Source organism: Pseudomonas sp. SIMBA_068, assembly GCF_046534705.1.
In the GTDB taxonomy this organism is placed as follows: Bacteria; Pseudomonadota; Gammaproteobacteria; order Pseudomonadales; family Pseudomonadaceae; genus Aquipseudomonas; species Aquipseudomonas putida.
In genome coordinates, this window is sequence record NZ_JAWRYI010001261.1 from 1 (window position 1) to 247 (window position 247).

1 pseudogene is annotated in these 247 nt (G+C 60.3%); it reads left to right on the top strand.

The annotated features are described in order from the left end of the window. Positions 1-228: pseudogene (locus SB756_RS33600) on the top strand (response regulator); the annotation flags it as partial. Positions 229-247 lie beyond the last annotated feature (19 nt).

Here is a 247-nt window from a genome sequence, read left to right on the forward strand (position 1 = left end):
CTCGCGGAAGCGCGGGAGTTGTTCCGCAAGGCCCTGGCCATGCAACCGAAGAACATTAGTATTGCCCTGAACATGGCCCAGTCGCTGCTGCACGGCGCCGACGCCAATCCGGACGCGGCACTCCTGGAAGAATGCCGGGCGTGCCTTAAATTGGTGGGCATGATGCCCGATACCGACGCGCGTTATCCGCGCTATCAGAAGCTGCGAAGCAAGGCGTTTGGCCAATGATCGAAAAGCAACAGGCGCT